The organism is Pseudoalteromonas fenneropenaei (genome assembly GCF_042643375.1).
Lineage (GTDB): Bacteria > Pseudomonadota > Gammaproteobacteria > Enterobacterales > Alteromonadaceae > Pseudoalteromonas > Pseudoalteromonas fenneropenaei.
Map to the genome: position 1 here is coordinate 312,206 of NZ_JBHRSD010000014.1, position 16,149 is coordinate 328,354.

Below are 16,149 nucleotides of genomic sequence, written 5' to 3' on the forward strand. Positions count from 1 at the left end.
TTAGCTTCTGGCTTTTATATCGTGAACAATACCTTGCTTTACTGCTTCGAGTTCCTTGGCAATACGGGCAAGTTGTAGTTTACATTGCTCTAAATCTTCTTTCGCAGCAAGTACCTCCAACTGTTGTAAATAATGGCCGCAAAGTTCGGCACCAATCGCTTTGGCGGAGGTTTTAAGATAGTGCGCTTCGCCCTTTAATTGTGCGAAGTCTTGCGTTTTATAGTATTGGATCATCTTTTGTATGCAGCCTTTGGCTTGATACAAAAAGTTCAGCTGGAATTCCTTGATTTCCTTTGGGTCGTCACCTATCAATTCAATGATCACAGCAGGGTTAATGGTACGATATTGCTCAAGCGTCATTGTGCCACCTCGCCAAAGTCGTTTTTAGTTTATCAAGCTTTATGGGCTTACTGATGAAATCATCCATACCGAATGATTTGCAGTATTCTTCATCACCTTTCATTGCTGCGCCAGTGACTGCGATGATAGGGGTGCGGGGTAAGGCATGGTCGGTTTCGAATTTACGAATGCGCTCTGTCATCTGGTAGCCGTCTAGTTCAGGCATATGGCAGTCGGTTAACACCAGCTGATAATTGTTCTTACGCCATTTTTCAAAGCCTTGCTCGCCGTTACTGGCTAAATCGCAGGCATAGCCAAGTTTGTTAATTTGTTTATTCATCAGTTTTTGATTAAACGGGTTATCTTCAACCAACAAAATGCTCTTAGTGATCTGCGTGGGCGCCTCAGATTCGTCTAGGTCTTCGAGCGCTTTGAGGCCACTGGTAAAGTCAAAATCGGTAATGTCAAAATCAGCGTTGCTGAGATCTAGTAATGCCTTACGCAACGTAAAACGATTCAAGGTATTCAATTTAAGAAATATGGCTTTGGAGAACTGTTTTTGTAATTCTTGGCAATCAATATCCTCAAACAGGATCAAGGCGCCACAATCAAGCGTGCAGTTGCTGGCTAGTAGGGAGTCGGCCGATGCATCACAGGTAACAATAATGACACTCGGTACATGGTCGTCTACGTCAGGGAAAAAGCCTGGTTCAATCGTCTGAACCATGTAGCCCAATTTGTTGGTGACACTTTCGCAGTGACCTAAGTCAATGTCGGCATAGAGTTTTACTTTTTCCATCAAGAAATCAGATTGACGGGGTTGGAAGTGGAATATTGGGATTTTGACCGTAAATTCACTGCCCTGATCTGGGGCGCTTTGCAGCAACACCTCACCTCCCATTAAGTCGAGCAAACGGCCTGAGATAGCAAGGCCAAGCCCAGTGCCACCGTACTTACGGGTAGTAGACTTTTCGGCCTGAATGAAGGGGGTAAACAGCCGTTTCCTAGTGTTGTCATCAATACCAATGCCATTATCGCGCACGGTTACGACGAGTTTGGCGATATCATTATCGAATTGTTCCCAACCAACTTTTATGTGGACTTTACCTATCCGTTTTAGCCCACTGGAAAACTTAATTGCGTTGCTCACTAAGTTGAATAAAATTTGCCGAATACGATTGCCATCGCCATTGACGCTCTTCGGTAATTGACTGGTTTCTTGGAGAGTAAATTTAACCCCTTTGGCTTCAGCTAGGGGGTCAAAAATCACGATGATGTTATTAATTACCTCAGATACGTCAAAGTCAAAACTGTCTAATTCCAGTTTACCCGCCTCGATTTTATTAATATCCAAAATGTCATTTAAAATCATGATGAGGTTGTTAGCGCTAATATTGGCAGTTTCAATAAGCTCACGAGTTTCACGTGCAAATGGCTTCATTGCGAGTAAGTCTAAAGAACCAATAATGGCATTCATCGGGGTGCGTAGCTCATGGCTCATCATAGCGAGAAAGTCAGACTTGCTGTGGCTGGCTTGTTCGGCTCTAGCTAACGCTTCAACTAGTTCTCTGGTACGCGCTGACACGCGTTTTTCCAGTTCAGAGTTAACTTTAGTTAGTTCGACCTCTTTGCGCCGGCTAGTGCTTTGATCAATACACACCCCAGAGATACGCACAGGATTACCATGTAGGTCATGATGGCATATACCTTTGGCATAAACGAAAATTTGTTCACCATTAAACAATATTGCGCGGTAGCTTTGTTCGAAATCTGTGCCGTTGCTAATCGACTCTTCTAACGCGGCAAATACGCGAGGTGCGTCTTCTGGGTGGATGGTTTTTGCCCATACTCTTAAATCACCTGTGTCGAAAGGATTTAAGGCAAATATTTCACTGGCTTGGCGATCCCAATCCCACACCCAATCTGTTTGGGTTTTAATGGCATTCCAAGTGCCGATTCTACCCGCTTCTAAAGCAAGGCGGCGATGTTCATTGGCTTCGTTAAGTTCAATCAGCACCTGTTTCTCACTGGTGAAATCTCGCAGGGTGCCGCAGATCATGACCTCACCATTGAGAGTGGCGTATTTATCGCCAACCAATTGCATCCACTTCACGCCACGCATAGTAGGAACGCGAAATTCGAATTTAAGTAAAGTGTCGCTATTGACGTGACTTTCAACAAAGCAAATTAATAAGTCTCGGTCTTCTTCGTGGATGTGATTGATAAAGCCATGCCACGTCAAATTGCGAGTCGCCTCAATACCTAACATGCGATTACAGGCTTTAGAAAAGTAGGCATACGAAAATGTTTTATCGACCTGCCAAACGCCTAAGTTGGAGTTGTTCAAAGTTTTGATCAGTAAAGAGAGATCTTTATCAAAGCGCAGATCAATCTCACTTAACAACAGCTGGCGTTTACTGGGGTTAGTTGATTTTGCCAGTACCAGTGTTTTACCAAAACAAGTTTTTGCAATCAGCGATTTTACATTGGGACTTTTAGCGAAAAGTTGAATATCCGCTTTGTGTTCGCTACGAAAATAGTCATGGAGAGCATGCAGCTCTGAAAAATTATCCCCTGGCAGCAGCAGTTGCTGCGCAGATGGATTGGCATACACGATATTATCCTTGTCATCGAGTTGCAAGATAGCGAAATCGCACTCAGGTAGACTCATGTGTTTAATAAAAGTTAATAATCACTTGTTATGAGTATTGTCAAAATGGCGGGAATTACAAATCTAGGATTAAATTTTATTGTACATAAAATACTATAAAATTAATAATAAAGTGCTAATTATGTCACTTTGCCACCGGAAATCCAGAGGAACACAATCACAGCTTCTAATACTTAAGATAAGAAGCTGGAACAGTGTTAATTTTTTGTTTGGTGCATTGTTGTCAGTGCCAGATCCAGCTTGTTCTTAGCAAAGCTGCCTGTCATAGTGTGGTGCAAGTGTGAATCAAGATGTACAACTATTCGGGATAAAAATATGCTTGGGGCGCTGTTATTAGTTCTGCTGGCCGCAATTTGGGGCGGTTCATTTTTGTTTATGCGTATCGCAGTACCTAGCCTTGGGCCTGCTTATCTTATTGAAGCGCGGGTGCTGCTTGCAGCATTAACGCTGATGTTGATTGCTGTATTAACCAGAAAGGCTTTGCAAGTTAAAGGGCTTGGCCGACATTACGCAATACTGGGATGCTTCAACACCGCATTACCGTTTTTGTTATTTGCCTATGCTGCTCAGTACGTGAATGCATCGGTGTTGTCGGTACTTAATTCTACCGCGCCATTTTGGGGGGTATTGGTCAGTGCTATTTGGCTAAAAACCTCTGTAAGCGCAAAAACCTTATGGGGCTGCTTAAGTGGCTTAATCGGCGTCATTATCTTGGTGGATATGCATGAATTGCCAAGTATGTCGGAGTTAGTGCCGATCCTTGCTGCGCTAGCTGCAACACTGTGTTACGGAATTGCGTCTAACTACACCAAAATTGCACCTAAAGTCAGTGCGTTTAACAATGCCCATGGCAATTTATGGGCGTCCACCTTTTTGGTATTGCCTTTATTATTGTGGCAACCAATACCCTCACTCCCAACCGCAACAGTTGGTTGGTCGGTGCTTGCACTCGGCGTGCTTTGTACTGGAGTCGCGTTAATTATCTATTTTAAACTGATTGATATGTTAGGCGCGGCACAAGCGCTTACGGTGACGTTCTTAATCCCTTTATTTGGTATTTTATGGGGGGCGTGGTTCTTGGCAGAGCCAATAGGCTTAAATACCTTGTTTGGCGCAGTGTTTGTTATTCAGGGCGTAATGCTGGTTACAGATGTGAAGTTTTCTAAATTACTATTTTGGCGTAAACCAGCCGCTTCAACTTTGTGAGAAAAGCGGCTTTTGTCTGAGAGCAAAGCTGGTAAACTAATGGCAAATTTGATTTAGAGAGTAACATCATGAACCCAATAATCGCGTTATTAAAAGAGCATAATGTCAGTGATGCGCAAATTCAGGACGTTTTTGTCGAGATGACCGCAAACCCGCTTATGGCAATGGCAACCGTACAGCAACTCGGTATTCCACAAGATAAATTACAGCAGTTAATGATGTTGGTGATGCAAAACCCTGTGCTCATTAAAGAAGCCGTAACTGAGTTGGGGCTTGATTTTAGCAAAGTGGAAGCGGCTAAAGCGCAGTTGCAAAAATAAAACCCAGTTACAAACATAAGGTGATATGGACGATTGTTCGCATCTTAAAAACTTGAGGGGCGATTTGTTAAGCCCCCACCTCCCCATTCTTAACTTCACATCACAACCCTGAAGTCATGTACCAAGACCATTTTAGCCAATATCACACTTTAGAAATGTAAACTTAAAGTTAAGTAAAATAATTTACAAATATTACAATTAAGGTTAACATCAAACCATGTTTGATGTGATTTATTATTGTTGTTCATAGTTTGTTCAACTTTGACACTTTTAAGTTTCAGCAACTTTCGGTATCGTAGCGTGGGTATTCGAAAAGGCTGGAGGCTGGGCATTGAGGGAAATATGCAAACACCCGAAGAATATGAAGTGACACTTAGGATAAACGCTATCCTCAAGGAGCTCAAAAAGCGGCGTGGTTTTACAAAAAAAGTTGTAAGCGAGAAGCTTGGCATTGGCTTAACCACGCTGGATGATTATATGAATGGCGTCAGCTCTTTTCGATTAGGCACCTTGTTAAGATTGGCCGAATTAGCAAAATTGAGTCTTAGCGATATTTTGGATTCTACAGACGCCTTTACTGAGCATTACAATAAGGAAGCCAGCCATGATAAGACGCAACTGGAGAATATGGACAATGTTGAAAAAGAAAATGAATGACAGTACACGTTTGTTTAATTTTGAGCGTAAAAATTATTGTGTAAAAGTCCTTAGCTCTATTAACGCAAGGCAAGTTGTTGGTGGGAGTGGAAGTTATACACCTGAAACACCAAAGGTCGCATCTAGTAGTGTAAGCGATGATGTAGTGTACATTCCATTAGATACGGACTAAAAGATGAAACCTTTTTATAAGTTACTTATTATAACAATAGTTATCTCTTTGTTTATTGTTGAATTTTTCGCTGCTGGTCTAAGTCATCAAATTATCTTCGTTTTGACATTGTCAGCTTTTTATATCTATGCAAAAGGATCGTTAAACATACGTTATTTGCTTGCAGTATTTATATCAATTTCGTTGGTAGAAATGTTTTTGTTTTTTGGCTTGAAATTTATTGTGGTGGGGAATGTTGCTAGAGCTTACTCGAATTCGCTATTTTATTTAATTCATTTAGTGATAGACCTGAGTCTCATCGGCGTGCTGCGAAACCGACAGGTTTTCCAATTAAAATGGTATGGTGATAAAGAGCCTAAAATCACTGCGAAAATACTTGAGCGTAGCCTAATTGATGCGCCTATGTATGGTTTATTAATAATCTTTTGTTTTGTTGATACTGCGGGCCTTGCGGAAAATGTAATTCGCAATTTAGAGCATTTTGGCTTTAGCGAGGAATTTGCCAAACCTTTCTGGAGTTGGGACTTTGTTTTCTACTTGTATTCACCCGTTAAGACGGTTTTAATGTGTTTCGTCGTAATGTTATTTTTTGCAGCTATCTATATTGAGCGCTCCAAAGCAAAGCGAGCAGCACCTACTTTGGTTGAACAAAGATAACATCTACTTTAAACAAAGCGCAGATAGATAAAATGGAAAAGGCCTTTTAAAACAAGGCTTTTTTATTTTCTGCTGCAAACCAACGGTAAACCTCACCAGCAAAGCAAAGTGATCCATACCAGCAACAGTGGACACTTCGCTAAGCACTGTTCTTCAATTCAAAATTCTCTGGGTTGAGATAGCCAAGAACTGAATCGCCACTACTTCAGTAGACGACTTTTAGCCTCATTAAAATACTGACGTTCATACTCTAACGGTGATAGCCCATCATCATTGGAACTATGCTGTCGTTTCGGATTGTAAAACATCTCAATATAATTAAACACATCCATCTTTGCGTCGTCCCTGGTCGCATAGATTTTTCGCTTTATTCGTTCGCGTTTCAGCAGTTGAAAGAAACTCTCTGCTACTGCGTTATCATGGCAGTTACCTCGACGGCTCATGCTACCCTCCAAACCATGTGCGCTTAGAAACTCACTCCAATCATGGCTTGTGTATTGGCTTCCTTGATCTGAATGAACCAACACTTTGCCAGCAGGTTTACGACGCCATACCGCCATAAATAAAGCATCTAACGCAAGCTCTTTGGTGATACGACGGCCCATTGACCAACCAATAATTCGTCGTGAGAACAAGTCCATTACAGCGCCAAGATTGAGCCAGCCTTTATGCGTTTTGATGTACGTAATATCCGTTACCCAAGCCTTGTTGGGCGCTAATGGATCGAATTACCGTTCTAAACGATTTGGCGTAACAACGTGTTGCTCACCACTAGGAGCTCTCGGTTTGCGATAGCCAACGTGCGCTCGCAGTCCTGCTCGCTGCATCAGGCGATGTACACGATTAATACCGTATTGCTCGCCAAGATCACGCAGATCTCGATGGAGTTTGCGGTATCCATAGACACCACCAGACTCAAGCCAACATTGTTTGAGTTGGGCTGTAAGTCGTTCATTGTCACGTTGTCGCTTCGACTTTGCGTAGCTCCTCCACGCGTAATACCCGCTCGGATGAACATCAAACAACTGGCACAGCTGTCGCACTGAGTGGCTGTGATGATGCTCTTGGATAAAGGCGTATCTTACTCGGGGTGGCTTGCGAAGTACGCCGCGGCTTTTTTAAGAGGTCACGTTCTTCAGTAGTCGACACTGAAAATCACTTAATTTATTGATCTTCTTGATGATCTAAACGATCTTACTATCCTCATTTTGCAAGGTTTGTTTTCTCACCCCTCAAAACCTTGCAAAATGGAGATTAAAAATGAAGCCAAAAGCGACCAACCATACACCACAAAAGCAACTGTTCGCGGTCGAATTGATTGACCTTGTGGCGCCCAACCATGAACTCGTTAAATTGGCCAACATCATTGATTGACAGCGTTTAGAAGCAGAGTTTGGCCAACTTTATAGTGCAGATACTGGCGCATTGGGGAAACCCATTCGGTTACTGGCTGGATTGGAATATCTTAAACAAATTCATAAACTTTCGGATGAAAATACGGTCGCGATGTGGTGTGAGAATCCCTACTGGCAGTATTTTTGTGGGATGCAGTTTTTTACTCATCACATGCCTTGCGACCCCAGTTCGATGGTTCGTTTTCGCAAGCGAATTGGCGAGCAAGGTGCGGAATTGATGTTATCGCTTACCGTTGATGTTGGGCTAAAAGTCGGTGCGGTAAAAGAAAGTAGTTTGCGCGAAGTGGTGGTGGATAGCACGGTGATGGAAAAGAACATCAGCTTTCCAACCGACAGTAAACTACTTGAACGATGCCGTAAAAAGTTAGTCGACCTTGCCAAACACGCAGGTATCACACAGCGGCAAAGCTATGCGAGAGAAGGTGTGAAGGTCGCAAACTCGGTCAGTCGCTACGCCCATGCCAAACAATACAAGCGGATGCGTAAAGCATTGAAAAAACAAAAGTCATATCTTGGTCGCGTGTTCCGCGACATTCTTCGTAAGCTAGACTCCAACCCTTCGGCGGTGATGGTCGTTCAACTCCGGCAAGCTGAAAAACTGCTCAAGCAAGATAAATTCAGTAAATCGAAGCTGTACTCACTGCATGAGCCGCACGTTGAATGCATAGCGAAAGGCAAAAGTGCAAAACCGTACGAGTTTGGGGTGAAAGTCAGCGTAGCAACGACAGTGAAAGAACAATTTGTGCTGTGCTGTCATGCAATGCACGGCAATCCTTATGACGGTGACACCTTGTATCGCACCTTGAAAATAGTCGAAGACGTCACCAACGTGCGCCCGTTTAGGTGTTTTGTAGACAGAGGTTATCGCGGTCATATGGCATAGCGGTATGAAGTCTTTATCGCAGGACAAAAACGTGGCGTGACACCTGCGATTAAGAAAAAACTCAAGCGCCGCAATGGGATAGAGCCCATCATCGGACACATGAAAAATGATGGTCACTTGGGATTAAACCGCTTGAAAGGCATATTGGGCGACAAACTCAATGCCATTTTAGCGGGTATCGGGCAAAACTTTAGAAAAGTTCTAAGCCTATTGAGGTTTTTTTACGTCTGGATTTTATGTTGGTTGAAAATGTGTCTGAGTTGGGAGAATCGGACAAATATCGAGTTGTTTAGCTAGACTTAAAGTAGGGTAATTGGGAACGAAAAGGCTCGATTTTCTGGAAAGTCGACATTTTCAGAATCGACTCAGTAACACGCTCAAGCTCTTTTTGTAATCGTCGAATTTCTGCGGACTCAGCAGACTGCTGAAGGTGTGCCTCAGAGTCAGGACCATAGCGCTTAATCCAGGCGTAAAGACTGTGTGTGGTAGTACCTAAACGCTGAGCAACGTCAGCAACAGAATGGCCGGCAACAGTGACTTGTTTCACTGCTTCGATTTTGAATTGTTCGGGGTAACGTTTATGGCTCATGGACACCTCTTTTTTAGCTAGTTTATCTAACTAGAAGGCGTCTAGGAAATCAGTGGCGATTCAGTCGGCTATACAATGTTGTCTTTGATTGCTGTCGGACTTTGGGCTAATTAACGGTTAGTTTGAAAAGCAAAGCCCCGTTAGTGCGAGGCTTTGGATTCAAATTACTGAGTATTTTACTTATCGTTTTTCCTGCACTCTATAACACTTCCATCTGAGAATTAACTAACTAGATTTCCATTATCCAATAGCGATATTTTGCCACTTATTTCTTCCCCGATTTTTGGAAAAAATGTTTCAACCCCACTGGAGAAAACGTTTAGTTCATCGTTGACAATAATATAATTTAAGTCGGCTAATGTATTGGTGAACGCCATATTTTTAATCTCAGATTTAAAATGTAACGAATAATCTAACGCAGAAGTTTTGTTGGTTGATTTGTCAGAGATAACAACCTTTTCGAGCTGTTTCACGCTATTGCCTTCATGTAAAAATTTCAAAATGAATGAATTATTCCCCGTAATTGCATCCGTTATTTTTTGCTCTTGTATACAATTCCAAGTTCCACCAATCACTGTAATTTCTTCATTTGCAAAAGATTGAAACGCAAAAATAAAATACACAAATATAACTTTATTAATATTTCTTGTGTTATTTTTCATTATCATCCTTATCTTTAAATTTAGTTAAGATAACCTTAAGTCCGGAAATTATAAAAAACAGAGACGCTAAAGCAGAGGTAAGCAATTTGAGGCTAAATAATAACAAGTCACCATCTGCGGACAATGAATTCTGTCTCATGTGATATTCACCACCTAAAAATATTGAACAATTTAAAACCATAAGGGCGCCACCAATAATTATCGACATAAAGCCAGAATAATAACTTCCATTAGGTTTGCTATTCTTTTTCATTTATTTGTTCCTTGAAAACAGATTTGGCTAACTTAACAGCATAAATAAGCCCCGCGAGTTGAAGTGACCCCAGTAGCTGGACTATTCAATTACTGGGGGTCACTTCAAAAATGCGAGGCTTTGGATTAAAATTAATTTCCGTTGGATATTTCAGATTTGTCCTTTGCCCCCAGAGTACCTAACCAAACAAACAAGAAAGCAAACGCTGATTTTTTAAATAAGTACGCATTGTATCCCCATCCTTCACCGCGATTGACTATGTATTCACCAGAGTCAGCGATACCAGAAGCCACTATTACATAAACATCATGGAGAAATGGAAGCGATACTAAGAGCATTGTGATTCTAAATGCCAGTAGGTATTTTTTATCCAAATAGACTACTAATGGTGCTCTATTACTCATTGTTTATCTCTTCTGTATATTCCGCCCATCCCTTACCACACGTCCGACATAAATTTACCACGAGTCCGATAAAACGTTACCAGTGTTCCGCTAACAATTTACCATCGAAATATCAATCTGAATCGCCACGGCATTTCACCTGAGAGATAACTCAATTGAATTTGGCACCAAACGGATTTTTTATTGATCCGCTCATCCTGCCTTGAAAACAGAATCCCAAGCCAGCTACCCCAGATAAAACAAAACCCGTGAGCTTAGCTCTGCAAGTGCAAGGCTTTGGATTCAAAACTAACTGTCAAACAATTGCGTTTCAGACAAACTGATTTGTCGCATCCTTGCTAATCCCATCGTTCACAAAAAGGACAACAGGTTTGCTGTCCTTTAAGTAATTTGGCTATGAATTTACTTAGGTCTGATGATGTCGATTTTTCTTAAAAGAGTAGATTCGGTAGAAAAAATCACAACTTGCCAATAAAAACAAAAGGGTGAAAATAATACTAATTCCACTCCTTTTTATATTAAGTTCTTTTTTATTGAACAAATTAACCCCATTATGTTTCAATTGAATAAAAATATGACCGATACTTTCGATTTCGATATAGTCTCCTTTCTTCAAATCTGAAATTATCTCACACGCTACATTTAGTCTATTTCGAAAGCTAAATTCGTTATCCAATCTTATTTGGTAGGAATAAACGCCGTCCTTTTTCTTATCAGCTTGGCAATTAATTTCGTCTATGTACCCATTAACCACTTGATGTTCCGACAAGTAGACTTTTAAGATAGCAGCCCCTGTGAAAAACATAACAATCAAGGAGAATACTATATTTAGATTGTTTTTTAGAATCTTGACCATACCACCATCCTATTTAGGCTACTTCGTTTCTTCTATTGATTTATCTATGTCATTTCCTAATACTGCTCCTTGTGCAGTAGCTTCTACAGCCCCTTCTTGCATCTTATTAATAGTTGCTGGGCCAAAGTTATCTCCAATTTTCTTAATACTTTCAGCCACTCCTTTCATTCCACCTAGTAGGTCAGCACCTAATGCGAGGTTACTTGCAGTTTCTGGTTCAATATCGAGTGCCAACGCAGCTTGTTCAACTAAAGATTCACCAGTAAGCCCTTCCCCCATCGTAATGGCTCCAGCAACTATGTTTCCCGTCAAAGATAGTGCAGCACCTGCCACAATCTTCGTTGTATCACTACCACTCCTTGGAGTTGTGTAGGAAGCATGTATAGCCTTTGCTTCACCTTGAGTTCTGGCCATTTCAACAGCCATCCTTTGTGGGTTATATGAGCTTTTTCCTGTAGGATCTGTATACTTAAATGGATTATTGTTGCCATAAGTATAACGGTTAAAGCCGTGTATACCATTTGGCGTATTTAGGTGCCCCATCGCATCAACCGGATCATTCGAGTAAAAACGCCCGATAACTGGATCATAGTATCGTGCCTGCATATATGTTAGGCCCAACTCACCATCATGTTTATGGCCGGTAAAGCCAATATCAGTAAAATTACTGGTCGGGATCCTGTTGCCATAAGGCTGATAATGTTGTCTGCTATTGCTCACAACAGCACGATTTGTATCGGTTTCTAGACGAGGTGAGCCCAATAAATCTGCATGAACATAAGAAGTGGCATTTCCTTTGACTTTTGCGATTAAGCTGGCTGATAAATACACGTAATCTGTGCTACTGCCATCACTGTTTACCTCATGAAGCAGCTTGCCTGTTTGACTGTACATAGGGTACGAGATAGCGCCATTGTAGTTGCGTTTGACTAATCTATCATGTCCATCGTAAACATAACTGAGAGTAGCTGATGATACGAGTTGATTAGCAAGGTTAAAGTTAAATCCCCTTAGACCATTGTTGGTGACGTTTCCTCTTGCATCATAACTGAAATTTCTTGTTTGGCTGCCGGAAACTGAAGCCAACCGATTGTTTGCATAAGCATAATTCAGTACGAAATTTCCGAGTTGTTGTTTTGTAATATTACCGACGGTGTCGTAGACAAAACTACCGGCTCCCCATTTACCGTTTGCTGACTTGAGTCTATTTGCCGAGTCGTAACTTAAAGTCAAATTGTATTGTGTATCAACAGAGTCGGTAACGGAAATAATATTGTCATTATTATCGTAGCCATGAGTAAAGTCGACGTAATTCGTTGTGGCATAATAATCACGTAAAGTTTGGGGACGATTGAGTGCATCAAGTTGGTACTTTCGTACAATGCCGTTGCCGTAGTTAAATTGATTGATTTTTGAGTCAGGATAGTAGCTTACGCTACTAGCAAAGCTGCCTGCTTGACGTGCTTGACCGAGAGCATTTGGATTAAAACTCACGACTCGTCCGGTTGGGTAGGTTAAGCTATCAATATGTCCTAAATTGTTATAAGTCCATTTTAAATTAAGAGATTTAGTGTCAATTTTTAGCAACTCTGTTTCAAGTAAATGTTTGCTATTGTAGTTATATGACCAAGTTGCCGTGCCTGCAACCAGTTGGTTGAGATTGCCTTGTTTATCTAAAGTAAAGGTTCGAGTAGGGGTGCCATCACCAAAAGCCATGGTGCGTACTTTACCTAAATTATCATAGCTGTAGGTAACCTTTTGAGTACCGAGCACGGCTCCTTCGTCACATACACTCGTACTACCTGAAGCACCTTTCGCTTCCCAAATTAGCTCGCCGATGGCATTGTAGTTATAGGCGGTACTGCCAACATCGGGGCGGGAAGAGCGACACAATCTTTGTTGCGCATTGTATGTGCGGATCTCATTAACAGAACCTTGGCTAATTGAGGTCGGGTTATTGAAAACATTATAGGAAATCGTGGTTGTGATATTTTCAGGGCTTTCAATTTTGCTTGGCAACGAGTGTTCTGGGGTGCCCCAAGCGTGGTATGTAGTGAAAGTGCTATTTCCTTTCGCATCCGTCATCTGAATTTCATTACCAGCCTGATAGTGGTAATCAGTCCCGGTGTTATTGACCGTGTTGAAAGTACGTGTAACTCTTTGTAGCCCGTCATAACGAGTGGCAATTCCTTTCGTTTCATTGCTGTTACTACTAAAGTAAGACTTGAATGTGGTTTTATTGTAGGCATTGAACGATTGTTTGAGGTATCGGTTGCTCCCAGCTACGGTTGCGTCCCACTCCTGTGTCAGTATTGGCCGCAATAAGCCATCATAATTGGTTTTACTTCGGAAGTTTCCTTTGCTTTCTGTGCGCGTGAACAACCCATTCTCGGTGGTATAGGAGATGGAGGTAGCAGCCCATTTTGTATCTTTGGGAGTGACCTTGGTGAGACGGCTCATATTGTCATACATATAATTGGTTTGATTGCCGTTTAGGTCGACGACTTGGGCTACAGTCCCATCATTATTGATGTTTAAACTGGCACTCATGTAGCATGTTGCTGGGTTGGTGCAGCTGGCTGTATATCGCTGCGGCACTTTGATAACTTGTGGTTTTCCTCGCTTATAATTTTCAAAATATATCCAGCGATTAGGTGCATTAAGATTTTGTTGCTTTAAATTACCGTCAGGGTGGTAGCTTGCAAAGGTACTTTCGAGTTGACCAAATTTATAAGTTTGATATGGGAGAGATTTATAGGTGTGGTTAGGTGCATAGTAATTCGTCTGCTCTACTGTGGTATACGTACTACCATTTGTTGATAGCGCTTTTGACGCAGGAAGGTTTAATAACCAATTAGTTGTATCATGCGTGTAAGTTTGTAGCGTGTGCCGCTGCTGGTTCCCTAAACTGTTATATTCGGTGATTTTGCCAGGCGCGCCGTAGGCATTGAAGTTACTATAAACAAGTGTGTAGCTATCGTACAAACCGTTTTCGTAGTTGTATGTCACCTCTTTGGTTTTGTTGACATAATTGGCGTGAGGTGCGGGGTTATCAAATAGAAATGACCAAGCATGTTCAGGCCCAGTATAAGAGTAATAGTCTGGTGATGCTCCGGTAGATACGTTAGTGAATGAGCGCTCTTTGCGCTGCAGTAATGTTGAGCCATCATTATCATAGTACTCAGTCGCGACCTCTTGACCATCTGTGTAATCCCATTTGCGACTAAATACATGCACAGTTTTGCTGCCATCTGGATTATTGATAGTTGTAGAGCGCAGATCCATTGCATTATAGCCTGTGGGAGTTTGATAGAGGCCTGTCAATGCTTGACCTCCTGTGACGCCAGCCCATTTCCCTTTATTTTGCGAATAACTGTAGGACCAATTCAACGGTGATAAGCCTGCTTGACTGATGGATTTACTGACAATTGAGTTACTGAGGAAGCATAGATCATTTGCATGCACGTCATATACATTGTGCGCTTTCACTTTGGGTACTTCAGAGCGGCCAAAGCGAATCGTTTTAAATCCTAAGTCGAGCTTGGCACCATTTGGGTGAATAACCGAGGCACTCTGCAGAGGATTGTAGCTAATGTCTAAACATTGGCTTTCTTCAATTCTTAGTAGTCTTGTTACTATTCCATCAGGTGTATAATCGTATTGGTAAAAGTATTCGCGGTCGGTCACACTGCCTGCAGAGCCTCTATTTACTTTATCTAAAGTGAACTGCCAACTTCTACCATCGGGCCGAGTTACTCGTACCAATTGATCTGCTTTAACCGCATGATTTGCATTAATATAGGCATATTGCCAAGTTTGTCCATTTGCTGAGACGGTTTTTACTCGATATTTACCGTATGGGTTCTTCTCATAGGTCAGCGTTATAGCTCGGCCATCATTACTACTGATTTGCGTAAGTTGGCCATCTGAATAGGTAAAGTTTACTTCATTGCCAAATCTATCAGAGATTTTTGTTACCAGCATAAATGCGTTGTAGCGACTGACAACTTCATCTAGACCAACGCCGTTAGAGGCACTTATTGGTTGAGTTGGAATGAGTTTTGGCTGTCCAAAATGGTAGGTGATGCCTTCGGGGGAGGTGGCCTTTATCCTTTCCATTGGGTCAGAGCTAACGGTATAGCATGTTAGTTTCCAGTTATTTACATACTTGTTAATCCCAGTAGCCTGTTTATAAAGTACTTTGGCGGTTTCCACGCCAGGAATATCCAGTGTGTCGCCACTCCAATAGTCACCTGGGTTTAATATTGAATTCGGACCAACACCGATTTGGTCTGGGTTTAACTCTCCAGAACACAGTTTGCCTTTGCCCCAAGCGCCTGAATAAGTGTGATTAAACGGGTCTTGAATAATAGTGGTGCTATAACTTGGAATACCAAGTTGCCAGTCTCCTAAGCTTAAACTGGAGTTGTACGCATAGCGAGCACCTCTAAAAATACGCCGCAATTCTACAGGTAGTTTGGAGTTGCCAGGAATATTGACATCAATATGTTGCATGGAGAATACACCGGTATTGGGGTCTATGGTTTCTCCAAATAGGGCTGTTGTTTCGGGAGTGATAGCCTCGTTCACTTTTAGCCTATCGAGGATCATGTCGCTTAGATTGGTGCCAGGAACAACGACAGTATCGGCAAAAAATCCATTTTTGGGGGTTTTCTCTTTAAAGTGCATTTTAAAAGTTGGCACATCTTCGACAAAAACACCCGGTTCAATCGCTTGGGTAAGTATGTCAGAGACTTCCTTTGTAACTAGTGGATCGGTATTCGCCCTAGCCAGAGGTGTAAGTGTTAATATTGTTGAAGATAAGATTAAAACAGCAAACTTTCCTGCGTACGTGAATCGTTTCATTACGCCTTTATATTGATTATGCATATCCATACTTTTCTCAATTTATTTAAATTAGCCAAAGAGCTCACCAGCAATTGCTGCTGGCTACGCTATTCGACCGTTTCCTTTTAAGTTTGATTTGACTTGTAGAACCTATAAAACCCTATAAATAACATGACTTAAGGTTGAAATAAGTTGCTGCGGTCTACTCTCATCTTGC

Annotated in this window: 11 protein-coding genes and 3 pseudogenes; 5 read left to right on the top strand and 9 right to left on the bottom strand. The window is 41.7% G+C overall.

Annotated features, from left to right (window positions below; genetic code table 11):
- Together ACFOEE_RS09500 and ACFOEE_RS09505 are read right to left on the bottom strand one after the other, a co-directional pair.
- A complete protein-coding gene (locus ACFOEE_RS09500) occupies positions 1–360 on the bottom strand; it encodes an Hpt domain-containing protein (protein WP_377123563.1) in 360 nt (119 codons plus the stop codon).
- A complete protein-coding gene (locus ACFOEE_RS09505) occupies positions 350–3,010 on the bottom strand; it encodes an ATP-binding protein (protein ID WP_377123565.1) in 2,661 nt (886 codons plus the stop codon). The genes ACFOEE_RS09500 and ACFOEE_RS09505 overlap by 11 nt, the downstream gene beginning before the upstream one ends.
- 315 nt (positions 3,011–3,325) lie before the next feature.
- Between ACFOEE_RS09505 and ACFOEE_RS09510 the strand changes: the two genes are divergently transcribed.
- The 4 genes from ACFOEE_RS09510 to ACFOEE_RS09525 all read left to right on the top strand — a co-directional run bounded on the left by ACFOEE_RS09510 (position 3,326) and on the right by ACFOEE_RS09525 (position 6,022).
- Positions 3,326–4,216 (top strand): DMT family transporter, encoded by an 891-nt coding sequence (locus tag ACFOEE_RS09510; RefSeq protein WP_377123567.1) that lies wholly within the window; start codon positions 3,326–3,328, stop codon positions 4,214–4,216.
- A gap of 68 nt (positions 4,217–4,284) precedes the next feature.
- Positions 4,285–4,536: a DUF2999 family protein gene (locus tag ACFOEE_RS09515; RefSeq protein WP_377123569.1), complete on the top strand. Its 252-nt coding sequence runs from the start codon at positions 4,285–4,287 to the stop codon at positions 4,534–4,536.
- A gap of 342 nt (positions 4,537–4,878) precedes the next feature.
- Positions 4,879–5,193, top strand: coding sequence for a helix-turn-helix domain-containing protein (locus ACFOEE_RS09520; protein WP_377123571.1), 315 nt, complete (start codon positions 4,879–4,881; stop codon positions 5,191–5,193).
- 175 nt (positions 5,194–5,368) lie between these two features.
- Positions 5,369–6,022, top strand: coding sequence for a hypothetical protein (locus ACFOEE_RS09525; RefSeq protein ID WP_377123573.1), 654 nt, complete (start codon positions 5,369–5,371; stop codon positions 6,020–6,022).
- 200 nt (positions 6,023–6,222) lie between these two features.
- Here the strand turns inward: ACFOEE_RS09525 and ACFOEE_RS09530 are convergent.
- Positions 6,223–7,162 (bottom strand): annotated as a pseudogene (locus ACFOEE_RS09530) (IS3 family transposase); the annotation flags it as partial.
- A 120-nt stretch (positions 7,163–7,282) separates the two neighbouring features.
- Between ACFOEE_RS09530 and ACFOEE_RS09535 the strand changes: the two are divergent.
- Positions 7,283–8,617, top strand: a pseudogene (locus ACFOEE_RS09535) (IS5 family transposase).
- Between the two features lie 67 nt (positions 8,618–8,684).
- Here ACFOEE_RS09535 and ACFOEE_RS09540 read toward each other — a convergent pair.
- From ACFOEE_RS09540 to ACFOEE_RS09565, 6 genes and pseudogenes are all read right to left on the bottom strand, one after another.
- Positions 8,685–8,909: pseudogene (locus ACFOEE_RS09540) on the bottom strand (transposase); the annotation flags it as partial.
- 221 nt (positions 8,910–9,130) lie between these two features.
- Positions 9,131–9,571: a hypothetical protein gene (locus ACFOEE_RS09545; protein WP_377123575.1), complete on the bottom strand. Its 441-nt coding sequence runs from the start codon at positions 9,569–9,571 to the stop codon at positions 9,131–9,133.
- Positions 9,561–9,824, bottom strand: coding sequence for a hypothetical protein (locus ACFOEE_RS09550; RefSeq protein ID WP_377123577.1), 264 nt, complete (start codon positions 9,822–9,824; stop codon positions 9,561–9,563). Before ACFOEE_RS09550 ends, ACFOEE_RS09545 begins: the two co-directional genes overlap by 11 nt.
- 131 nt (positions 9,825–9,955) lie before the next feature.
- Positions 9,956–10,228, bottom strand: coding sequence for a hypothetical protein (locus tag ACFOEE_RS09555; protein ID WP_377123579.1), 273 nt, complete (start codon positions 10,226–10,228; stop codon positions 9,956–9,958).
- 406 nt (positions 10,229–10,634) lie between these two features.
- Positions 10,635–11,084, bottom strand: coding sequence for a hypothetical protein (locus ACFOEE_RS09560; protein WP_377123581.1), 450 nt, complete (start codon positions 11,082–11,084; stop codon positions 10,635–10,637).
- Between the two features lie 18 nt (positions 11,085–11,102).
- On the bottom strand, positions 11,103–15,980 hold the full coding sequence (locus ACFOEE_RS09565) for an RHS repeat domain-containing protein (RefSeq protein WP_377123583.1): 4,878 nt from the start codon (positions 15,978–15,980) through the stop codon (positions 11,103–11,105).
- Positions 15,981–16,149: the final 169 nt, after the last annotated feature.

Bases quoted from the DNA above. Each gene is read 5' to 3' on its own strand.
- ACFOEE_RS09515 (WP_377123569.1), top strand. From the start codon at position 4,285: ATGAACCCAATAATCGCGTTATTAAAAGAGCATAATGTCAGTGATGCG.
- ACFOEE_RS09520 (WP_377123571.1), top strand. From the start codon at position 4,879: ATGCAAACACCCGAAGAATATGAAGTGACACTTAGGATAAACGCTATC.
- ACFOEE_RS09505 (WP_377123565.1), bottom strand. From the start codon at position 3,010: ATGAGTCTACCTGAGTGCGATTTCGCTATCTTGCAACTCGATGACAAG.
- ACFOEE_RS09550 (WP_377123577.1), bottom strand. From the start codon at position 9,824: ATGAAAAAGAATAGCAAACCTAATGGAAGTTATTATTCTGGCTTTATG.
- ACFOEE_RS09500 (WP_377123563.1), bottom strand. From the start codon at position 360: ATGACGCTTGAGCAATATCGTACCATTAACCCTGCTGTGATCATTGAA.
- ACFOEE_RS09565 (WP_377123583.1), bottom strand. From the start codon at position 15,980: ATGGATATGCATAATCAATATAAAGGCGTAATGAAACGATTCACGTAC.
- ACFOEE_RS09510 (WP_377123567.1), top strand. From the start codon at position 3,326: ATGCTTGGGGCGCTGTTATTAGTTCTGCTGGCCGCAATTTGGGGCGGT.
- ACFOEE_RS09525 (WP_377123573.1), top strand. From the start codon at position 5,369: ATGAAACCTTTTTATAAGTTACTTATTATAACAATAGTTATCTCTTTG.
- ACFOEE_RS09560 (WP_377123581.1), bottom strand. From the start codon at position 11,084: ATGGTCAAGATTCTAAAAAACAATCTAAATATAGTATTCTCCTTGATT.
- ACFOEE_RS09555 (WP_377123579.1), bottom strand. From the start codon at position 10,228: ATGAGTAATAGAGCACCATTAGTAGTCTATTTGGATAAAAAATACCTA.
- ACFOEE_RS09545 (WP_377123575.1), bottom strand. From the start codon at position 9,571: ATGAAAAATAACACAAGAAATATTAATAAAGTTATATTTGTGTATTTT.